This window comes from Rhodococcoides kyotonense (assembly GCF_001645385.1).
In the GTDB taxonomy this organism is placed as follows: Bacteria; Actinomycetota; Actinomycetes; order Mycobacteriales; family Mycobacteriaceae; genus Rhodococcoides; species Rhodococcoides kyotonensis_B.
On record NZ_LVHI01000026.1, the window covers coordinates 18,078 to 27,164 of the forward strand.

Consider the following 9,087-nt stretch of genomic DNA (forward strand, 5'->3'; position numbering starts at 1 on the left):
GGCAACGCCGCCTCCCCGAAGGAGCCACACATGGATGTCGTTGTCGGGCAGCTGTTCACCGGCCTGTCGATCGGTTCTATCCTCTTGCTCGCCGCACTGGGACTGTCGCTGACGTTCGGCCAGATGGGCGTCATCAACATGGCACATGGTGAGTTCATCATGGCCGGTTCGTACACCGCGTACGTCGTACAGCAAGTCATCTCCGCCGGCGGTGCGTCGCTGTTCATCTCGTTGATCGTCGGATTCCTCGTCGGCGGCGCCATGGGCGTTCTGCTCGAGGTCACGTTGATCCGACGCATGTATCACCGTCCGTTGGACACGCTGCTCGTCACGTTCGGCGTCGGACTGATACTTCAGCAGCTCGCCCGGGACATCTTCGGTGCTCCTGCCGTCAACGTCGTCTCGCCCGGCTGGCTGTCGGGCGGCGTCGACATCCTCGGGGCCGTCGTCCCGAAGACCCGCATCTTCATTCTCGTCCTCGCCGTCGTGTGCGTCGTCGCTCTGTCGTTCGCACTCAAGACCACCCCGATGGGTCGACGCATCCGCGCGGTCGTCCAGAATCGCGATCTCGCGGAGACGTCGGGCATCTCCAGCCGTACGACGGACATCTCGACGTTCTTCATCGGCTCCGGCCTCGCCGGTATCGCGGGCGTCGCACTGACTCTCATCGGATCGACGAGTTCGACTGTCGGACAGAGCTATCTGATCGACGCGTTCCTCGTGGTCGTCGTCGGTGGCCTCGGCCAGATCAAGGGCGCGGTGATCGCCGCGTTCACCCTCGGCATCGTCAACTCGTTCATCGAGTACAACACGACGGCCTCGATCGCCAAGGTCGTCCTGTTCGTCCTCATCGTGATCTTCCTCCAGGTCCGCCCCCAGGGACTGTTCGCGGTCAAGACAAGGAGTTTGGTGTGAGTACCTTCGTCCAGAAACGTGGCGCCTGGCTGGGGTTCGCCGTCGCCGCCATTCTCCTGTTCGCCGTCGCTCCCGCTGTCCTCAGCGACTTCCGACTGAACCTGCTCGGCAAGTTCATCTGTTACGCGATCATCGCCGTCGGTATCGGATTGGCCTGGGGCCGAGGCGGAATGCTGACGCTCGGCCAGGGCGTCTTCTTCGGCCTCGGCGCGTACATCATGGCGATGCACCTGAAGATCGCCGACGCCGACCTTCGCGGTGACGCAGTGCCGGACTTCATGTCCATCGCGGGCATCCGCGAACTGCCGTCGTACTGGGTTCCGTTCCAGTCGCCACTGGTGACCATCCTCGGAATCCTCTTCGTTCCCGGTCTGGTCGCGCTCGTCCTCGGTCTCGGTGTGTTCAAGCGTCGCGTCAAGGGCGCGTACTTCGCGATCCTGAGCCAGGCACTCGCCGCCGCGTTCGCCATCCTCCTCATCGGGCAACAGAGCACCGGAGGCTCGAACGGACTCAACCGTTTCCGCACTTTCTTCGGATTCAATCTCAATGATCCGGCCAACAAACAGATGCTGTTCTTCATCGCGGCGGGTGTGCTGCTCGCAGTCGTCGCGATCACCCGCCAGTTGATGTACTCGCGCTACGGGGAATTGCTAGTCGCAGTCCGTGACCAGGAGGAGCGCGTCCGCTTCCTCGGATACGACCCGGCCAACATCAAGATCGTCGCGTACGTCACCGCGGCATTCTTCGCGGGTCTCGCAGGCGCACTGTTCGTTCCGATCGTCGGCATCGTCTCCCCCAACGACGTCGGTATCGTCCCGTCGATCGCGTTCCTCATCGGCGTCGCGATCGGTGGCCGCACGACGCTGCTCGGCCCCGTCCTCGGCGCGCTCGGTGTCGCGTGGGCACAGACCACGCTGTCCGAACAGTTCCCGTCCGGGTGGACGTACGCGCAGGGTCTGCTGTTCATCGTCGTCGTCGGATTCTTCCCGGCGGGCGTCGCGGGCTTGTTCGCACTGAGGCGTCGCAAGAAAGCCGACGAAGCATCCGTCGTCGACGTCGAAGAGAAGGAGCTGGTCAAATGATCCACACCGACAGTCACCAGCCGACGTTCGGCGGCAACGCCGGCATGTCGAGCCAGTACCTCGAAGTGCGTGGCCTGACGGTCAGCTTCGACGGCTTCAAGGCCAACACCGACGTGAATCTCACGCTGATGCAGGGTGATCTGCGGTTTCTCATCGGCCCGAACGGTGCAGGCAAGACCACGCTGATCGACGCCATCACCGGGCTGGTTCCGGCGACGGGATCGGTCACGAAGTCGGGCGTCGAGCTGATCGGGAAGAAGGTCCATCAGATCGCACGCCTCGGTGTCGGACGAACGTTCCAGACCGCCAGCATCTTCGAGCAGCTCACCGTCCTGCAGAACCTCGACATCGCGGCCGGTGCCGGGCGCTCATGGTCGACGATGCTGCGCAAGCGCAAGGCCGTCAGCGCCGAGATCGAACAAGCGCTGGAGACGATCGGCTTGAAAAAGCACCGCGACAAGCCGGCCGGAATCCTCGCGCACGGCCAGAAGCAGTGGCTCGAGATCGGAATGTTGTTGGTACAGAACGCCGATGTACTTCTGCTCGACGAGCCCGTCGCCGGCATGAGTCACGAGGAACGCGAGGAGACCGGCGAACTGCTTCGGCGAATCGGCGGTGAGCGCACGGTGGTCGTCGTCGAACACGACATGGATTTCATGCGCGCGTTCGCCACCTCCGTCACCGTCCTCGCGGGTGGTCGTGTTCTCTCCGAGGGCACCGTCGCCGAGGTCCAGGCGGATCCGAAAGTCCAGGAGGTCTATCTCGGCACCGCCGCGGCGGGCGAGGAACTCGACCAGATCGCAGAAGAAGGGGCAGGAGATGCTTGAACTCGTCGACGTACGAACAGGTTACGGCCGCAGCGAAGTCATCCACGGCGCGTCGCTGACCGTCCCCGCCGACGGTGTCGCTGCCGTCATGGGGCACAACGGCGCAGGCAAGACGACGCTTCTGCGCGCTGCGGTCGGTCTGCTGAAGGTCGGCTCGGGCAAGATCATGTTCGACGGGGCCGACGTCACGGCCCTGCGGCCGAGCGCTCGCGTCGCCCGCGGGCTCGCGTACGTCCCCCAGGGCCAGCAGTCGTTCGGGCAACTCACCACAGCCGAGAACCTGCAGGTCGTCGCCGATGGCCGTAAGCGCGGCAAAGCCCTGATCGATGAGGCGCTCGACCTGTTCCCGGCACTGAAGGATCTGCTTACCCGTCGCGCAGGCCTGCTCTCCGGTGGGCAGCGACAACAGCTCGCGATCGCGCGCGCCCTCATCACCGAGCCGAAGATGATCGTTCTCGACGAGCCGACCGAGGGCATTCAGCCGTCCGTCGTCGCCGAGATCGAACGCACCATCCTCGAGCTCACTCGTCGCGGCGGTCTCGGAGTTCTTCTGGTGGAGCAGCACATCGGGTTCGCACTCGAATCGGCGCAGCAGTACTACATCCTCGAAGCCGGCCGCATCACGTCGTCCGGCACCGGTGGTAGCGACTCCGAGGCCGACGTGCGTGCGGCGATGGCGATCTGATCGCGACTGCCCATGCCACGCAGGGACCTTCGCGAGAAGGTGTATCTCTCACTGCGACGCGACCTCGTCTCCGGCGCGATCCCGGCAACCGAACGACTCGGGGAGGAACGACTCGCAGAGCTCTACGGCGTCTCACGTACACCCGTGCGTGAGGCGCTCGCACGACTTCTGGCCGACGGCCTCGTCATGCGCGGCGACGACGGGCTGTACCCCTATCGTCCGCACGTCGGTGACCTCGCGGACCTGTACGAATTGCGAACGACGTTGGAGCTGCAGGGAATCACGCGCGTCGCCGCCGGGTCGGTCCAACACGACCCGTACATGCTCGGACCGGTCGTCGAACAGTGGAAACGCTTGCGCTCCACGCCGCCCGAACCGGACGTCGACTTCGTCACCCAGGACGAGCTGTTTCACGTCGCACTGCTGAGGTCGGCGGGAAACCGAGCACTCGCCGACGCTCTCGAGACGGTCAACGCCCGGATCCGGCCGGTCCGAATGTTCGGCTATGTCGCACGCGACAGTGTCGTCGACACCATCGACGAGCACATCGCCATCGGTGAAGCGGTGTTGGCAGGGAAGTTCGACGCGGCCCGGGCATTGTTGTCGTCGCATATCGACCTGTCGCAGAACGTCGTCATCGATCGCGCTACCCAAGCGCTGTCGATGGCGAGATTCGCACTGTCCGTTCAGATTTGACCGTTCAGTTCTGCTCGGCCAGTATCCGGTCGATGTCGTCGAGCACTGCCTGTCCACCCTTCGGCCCGACGCCGGTGATCCAGAAGGACTGATCGACGGCGTGCGGGTTGGGCAGTGCCGCAGCATTTTCCGTGACCGCCGCCGGAATCGCCGCTGGATCAGCCGGATTCGTCGCGGTGACGACGATCAGATCGGCCCGAGCCTGCGCGGCGAGCTCCGGCGACAGGTCGACGGAGATCTCGTCGGCCCACTCCGGGCGCGGCGGCGTCGTGAAGCCCGCACATTCGAGTGTGCTGCCTGCGAACGACAGCGGACCGTAGAGCGTCAGCTGGTCGTTCCGCGGGCGGATGAGCTGCGCGGTCTTGCCTGCCGTGTCGTGCTTCGCTGCGATGTCGTCGCACCGATCCGCATAGTCGTCGAGCAGGGCCTCGGCTTCGCCCTCGCGTCCCAGCGTGCGCCCGACGAGACGGACGTTGTCCTGCCACGGATCGGACTGCGACGCCATGTACACCGTCGGTGCAATCGCCGAGAGCTGCTCGTAGTACTCGCCGTGCCGCGTTTCGGTTCCCAGGATCAGGTCGGGCTGCAGCGCAGCGATCGACTCGATCCGCGGTTCGGCGACGGTACCGATCGGCGTGATGTCCGCAGCCTCCGCACCGAGGTACGCGGGCACACCCGTCGTTTCGCTGAGCACCGCGGTTCCCACCGGGATCACCCCGAGTGCGACGGCCGTGTCGAGCTCGACCGGTTCGAGCGTCACGACACGCAGCGGCGACGCAGGCACTTCGGTGGTGCCACGAGCATGGTCGACGACGCGAGTGCTGCTCTCACTGCCGGACTGCGCCTCGCCCGCGTCTGCCGACGAACAGGCCGTCATCACCGTTGTCATCGCTGCAGTCGCGATGACGATCGCGAATGCTCGTAAGTGCGTTGTCGAACTTGCCACGTTCAATCCTTCGTTCATCGACCGGTTTCGGGATGAGGTTAGCCTAAGCATTACCTCCGCAGCGCTTCATCCCTGCCGTGCGACGTCTTTACTGATACTTTGAACGACGAATTATGTTCGTTGACACCCGTGACGCTGGGAGAATGGCTTGACGGCAGCACCGGATCGCACGCGCATCGAGTTCCCCGACATCAGTTCTCGGGCGTGGGAACACCCTTCCGACCGAGCAGCGCTGGTCACATTGCGCACGCTCAAGGGCTTCGACACGGTTCTCCGCACACTGTCCGGGCTACTGCAGGAACGTCAGCACCGACTGATGTATCTGGCGACGTCGGTGCGCGTCGACAGCAGGCAGTTCAAGGATCTCGACGATCTGCGCGCCGACTGCGTCGAGATTCTCGGCGCCGCCGAGACTCCCGAGATGTTCGTGCTGCAGTCGCCTGCGGTCAACGCGTTCACGATCGGTATGGACCGGCCGTTCATCGTCGTCACGACGGGTCTGCTCGACATCCTCACCTACGAGGAACAGCGATTCGTCGTCGGACACGAACTGGGTCACGCTCTGTCCGGCCATGCTGTGTACCGCACGATTCTCATGCACCTGATGCGTCTGGCCGGAACGATCGGCTGGATCCCGGTGGGCGGCTGGGCACTTCGCGCGATCATCGCCGGACTCATGGAATGGCAACGCAAATCGGAACTTTCGGGTGACCGAGCCGGATTGCTGTGCGGGCAGGACGTGCACACCGCGTTGCGAGTGCAACTCAAACTTGCGGGCGGCGCGCGGATCAGCGAAATCGACATCGACGCGTTCCTCGCGCAGGCAGCCGAGTACGAGGCCAGCGGCGACCTGCGCGACGGCGTGCTGAAGCTGCTCAATATCGAACTGCTGTCGCACCCGTTCTCGGTTCTTCGTGCAGCAGAGCTGAAGAAGTGGGTCGACAGCGGCGAATACGCGGCCGTCCTTCGTGGGGAGTACCCGCGCAAGTCGCAGGACCACGAGGCGAAGGTCGGCGACGAGTTCCGCTCTGCAGCCAAGAGTTACAAACAGAGCTTCGACACGTCCGAAGACCCGCTGATCAGGACCCTGCGTGACCTCGGCAGTGGTTTCACCGGAGCCGTCGACGCCGTCGGGAACGGAATCGGTGACGTCGCGTCGGACATCAAGAATCGCTTCGATCACTGGCGCAAGTCGTGACGACGTCCGGACGCGTGCACGCGCACTGCGCCGCGCTGCCGGACGCCGAGCTCACCCACCCATTCGGTCCCGAAACCTCTGTCTACAAGACCGGCGGGAAGATTTTCGCCGTGCTCGGAGCCGGTGACGACGGCAACGACAGACTGACACTGAAGTGCGCGCCCGAGCACGCGGAGGTGCTCGTCGGCGAACACACGCACATCGTGCCGGGCTACCACATGAACAAGCGTCACTGGGTCACCATTCGGCTCGACGGCGATGTGCCCGACGGTCTCGTCGAGGATCTGATCGAGGAGTCACACGCTCTTGTTCACAGGAAACGTGGTGCGCGGTAGGCGTCGCAGGTAGCGTCGGGCCGATGAGCACACCTCGGATCCCGACCGGTTCTTTCAAGCAACTCGGCCCGATCAACTGGGTGTTGTGTCGCGTCCTGTCGAAAGTCGCCGGGACGCCCGATGCGCATCTGTTCAGTACGGTCGGTCGCGCCAAAGGACTGTTCCGGGGTTGGCTGATCTTCAGTGGTCGAATGATGCCGGGTGGCCGAATTCCGCCCAAGGAAACGGAATTGGTGATCAACCGGATCGCGTATCTGCGCGACTGCGGTTACGAGATGGATCATCACAGCCGTATCGGCCGCCGCTTCGGCGTGACGGCAGAGCTGCTGGCTCTCGTGCACGAGGGGCCGACGGCCGAGGGTCTCAGCCCCAAGCACCGTGTCATTCTCACCGCGACGGACGAATTGCTCGACACCAAGGATTTGTCCGACCCGACATGGAAGGCACTGTCGCAGGAGTTCGACGAGCGGCAGATGATCGAGTTCCTGTTCCTCGTCGCCCAATACGACGGTCTCGCAACGACTATCGGGACCCTGCGCGTGGAACGGGATTTCTGACAGCTGTTCTCGACGCCTTGGTTCTGCGCAGCCACAGTCGGCGAGCGCACCGACGTTCTCAGAGCACGACTGTAGGCGGCACACGTCGGGCTTCGTGTGTGCCGCTGGGTGCGGATGTAGTTGTCGGCCGGACTCAGCTGGGGCGGGCCGTCCTGCAGCGCACCACCCCAGCCGCCGCCGATCAGGCGGCCGGTGGGTCGACCTCCCCACCAACCGAATCCGGCCCGCCCGCAGATCCTCTACCGCCCGACACCCCGGTCGCCGGCTGCCCACCGGGTGTTCCCGCATCGGACCGGGTGGCCTGATCGTGGCGAATGTCATCGAAAAGCTCGGGCTCGGACTGGAGGGTCTCGGGCTGGAGGGTCTCGGGCTGGACGGGCTCGGGCTGGCAGGCCGCGGACTGAAGGGTCTCGGGCTGGACGGTCTCGGGCTGGAGGGTCTCGGGCTGGCAGGCCGCGCGCGTATCCGCCTCGGACACAGGCACACCCGACGCAGAGCGATCCGGCGCAGGGCTGTCCGGCGCAGGCATGTCCGGTAGCGGAACCTCCGGGCAGGGATAGATGTATTCGTTCGGGTGATGGAAATGATTGACCCGCCCCCTGCGGCTCGGATCGATCGACGCCGGCGCATGCCACAACGTACGCCCCGCATAACGATGCCCAGGACCAGCCTTCGTCGTCGCCCACCCATGCTCCCCGGACCCGACAAGCCGATGATGCTGATCGCACCCGAACGTCAAATCCTCGATATCGGTATTACCACCGGCCGCCCACTCCGTCACGTGATGGACCTGCGACCACGTCGCCGGACGAGTACAACCAGGAAAACTGCACCCACGATCGGCCGCGATCAACACGATCCGCTGATCCTCCGACGCAATCCGCTTGGTCCGCCGCAACTGCAACGGCCGCTCCTGCTCATCGAACAACACCAGATAGTGATGCGCATGCGATGCCATTCGAATGGCATCACGCATCTTCACCAACGACCCCGTCGCCGTCACCGCATGACCAGTACCAGCCTCGAAATCCTTCCACGACATCGACACCACCGCCGTCACCGGCAACCCCCGATGCCGACCCATCTGCCCCGACGCCAACATCTGCCGAAACACCATCTTCACCGCATCATGCTGACGCCGACCCCTACCCCGCCGATCCCGACCCGCCCGCTCAGACTCCTCAGCCTCAGCGCTTCTCGCAGCAGCCTGATCGTTCACCGCAGCAGCGTCGTCCTCAGCATCCGCCCCGGTTTCGGCCTCGGCGACCGGCGGCTCGAACAAGCTCGACTCCGCACCGGCCGAATCCGGCTCAGTCACTGCACCATTCGACTCCGGGCTGTCCGTGTCGGTAGTGGCATCGCCGTCGCTCACGGGATCATCAGCATCATCGACCACCGGCGAAATATCGGCACTGTTGCACTGCCCCGGCTTGGCCCACTTGGCCAACACTGCCTCCAGATACGCCCGAAACTCCGCATCGACAACCATCCGCACCTTCGACAAGCCATCCGGGCCCTGCTCGTCCAACCGCACATAACAGCGATCGGCCACCCGCTCCGGACTCTCGTCCTCCCCATCCGGATCGAGCACGTCATACAACCGGCCCGCCGCCGCCTTGAAATGATCCGGACCCAACTCCCGCGCCAACTGCGCCAACTGCGCCTCCGCACGCTCGCGCGTCTCGATATCGACCTTTCCACCCAACCGGCGAAAGAACTTCCGCACGATCTGCTGATGCTCCTCCCCGATCACCCCGTCCTCACCAGCCCGCGAGGTATCCGCCGACAACGGCTCCAACCGCTCCCCCGTCAACGACGTCCGCTCCCCGAACTCCTTCGCCAACAA

At 64.4% G+C, this 9,087-nt stretch carries 10 protein-coding genes; 8 read left to right on the plus strand and 2 right to left on the minus strand.

The window, feature by feature from the left end; all coding sequences use genetic code 11:
- Positions 1-30: 30 nt before the first annotated feature.
- The 5 genes from urtB to A3K89_RS19460 are packed head-to-tail and all read left to right on the plus strand — an operon-like array spanning position 31 to position 4,205.
- Positions 31-915 carry an urea ABC transporter permease subunit UrtB gene (gene urtB / locus A3K89_RS19440; protein WP_068429505.1) on the plus strand — a complete coding sequence of 295 codons (885 nt, stop codon included), beginning with the start codon at positions 31-33 and terminating at the stop codon, positions 913-915.
- A complete protein-coding gene (gene urtC / locus A3K89_RS19445) occupies positions 912-1,997 on the plus strand; it encodes an urea ABC transporter permease subunit UrtC (RefSeq protein ID WP_068429507.1) in 1,086 nt (361 codons plus the stop codon). Before urtB ends, urtC begins: the two co-directional genes overlap by 4 nt.
- The gene (gene urtD, locus A3K89_RS19450) at positions 1,994-2,824 is read left to right on the plus strand and encodes an urea ABC transporter ATP-binding protein UrtD (RefSeq protein ID WP_068429508.1); all 831 of its coding nucleotides are present in this window, start codon (positions 1,994-1,996) and stop codon (positions 2,822-2,824) included. Before urtC ends, urtD begins: the two co-directional genes overlap by 4 nt.
- Complete coding sequence (gene urtE, locus A3K89_RS19455) at positions 2,817-3,509, plus strand: urea ABC transporter ATP-binding subunit UrtE (protein WP_068429511.1); 693 nt, start codon at positions 2,817-2,819, stop codon at positions 3,507-3,509. The genes urtD and urtE overlap by 8 nt, the downstream gene beginning before the upstream one ends.
- 12 nt (positions 3,510-3,521) lie before the next feature.
- Positions 3,522-4,205 carry a GntR family transcriptional regulator gene (locus tag A3K89_RS19460; protein ID WP_068429514.1) on the plus strand — a complete coding sequence of 228 codons (684 nt, stop codon included), beginning with the start codon at positions 3,522-3,524 and terminating at the stop codon, positions 4,203-4,205.
- Between the two features lie 4 nt (positions 4,206-4,209).
- Here A3K89_RS19460 and A3K89_RS19465 read toward each other — a convergent pair whose 3' ends face one another.
- Complete coding sequence (locus A3K89_RS19465; RefSeq protein WP_068429527.1) at positions 4,210-5,094, minus strand: ABC transporter substrate-binding protein; 885 nt, start codon at positions 5,092-5,094, stop codon at positions 4,210-4,212.
- A gap of 205 nt (positions 5,095-5,299) precedes the next feature.
- On the opposite strand from A3K89_RS19465, the gene A3K89_RS19470 reads away from it, so the two are divergent.
- Genes A3K89_RS19470 through A3K89_RS19480 form a run of 3 tightly spaced genes read left to right on the plus strand, consistent with a single transcriptional unit; the run spans position 5,300 to position 7,241 of the window.
- Positions 5,300-6,349, plus strand: coding sequence for a M48 family metallopeptidase (locus A3K89_RS19470; protein ID WP_068429516.1), 1,050 nt, complete (start codon positions 5,300-5,302; stop codon positions 6,347-6,349).
- Complete coding sequence (locus A3K89_RS19475) at positions 6,346-6,684, plus strand: MmcQ/YjbR family DNA-binding protein (RefSeq protein ID WP_217266274.1); 339 nt, start codon at positions 6,346-6,348, stop codon at positions 6,682-6,684. Before A3K89_RS19470 ends, A3K89_RS19475 begins: the two co-directional genes overlap by 4 nt.
- A 23-nt stretch (positions 6,685-6,707) precedes the next feature.
- A complete protein-coding gene (locus A3K89_RS19480) occupies positions 6,708-7,241 on the plus strand; it encodes a carboxymuconolactone decarboxylase family protein (RefSeq protein ID WP_068429518.1) in 534 nt (177 codons plus the stop codon).
- 181 nt (positions 7,242-7,422) lie between these two features.
- Here the strand turns inward: A3K89_RS19480 and A3K89_RS19485 are convergent, their stop codons facing one another.
- Positions 7,423-9,054 carry a DUF222 domain-containing protein gene (locus A3K89_RS19485; RefSeq protein WP_254303591.1) on the minus strand — a complete coding sequence of 544 codons (1,632 nt, stop codon included), beginning with the start codon at positions 9,052-9,054 and terminating at the stop codon, positions 7,423-7,425.
- Positions 9,055-9,087 lie beyond the last annotated feature (33 nt).

Bases quoted from the DNA above. Each gene is read 5' to 3' on its own strand.
- urtB (WP_068429505.1), top strand. From the start codon at position 31: ATGGATGTCGTTGTCGGGCAGCTGTTCACCGGCCTGTCGATCGGTTCT.
- urtD (WP_068429508.1), top strand. From the start codon at position 1,994: ATGATCCACACCGACAGTCACCAGCCGACGTTCGGCGGCAACGCCGGC.
- urtE (WP_068429511.1), top strand. From the start codon at position 2,817: ATGCTTGAACTCGTCGACGTACGAACAGGTTACGGCCGCAGCGAAGTC.
- A3K89_RS19460 (WP_068429514.1), top strand. From the start codon at position 3,522: ATGCCACGCAGGGACCTTCGCGAGAAGGTGTATCTCTCACTGCGACGC.
- A3K89_RS19465 (WP_068429527.1), bottom strand. From the start codon at position 5,094: ATGACAACGGTGATGACGGCCTGTTCGTCGGCAGACGCGGGCGAGGCG.
- A3K89_RS19480 (WP_068429518.1), top strand. From the start codon at position 6,708: ATGAGCACACCTCGGATCCCGACCGGTTCTTTCAAGCAACTCGGCCCG.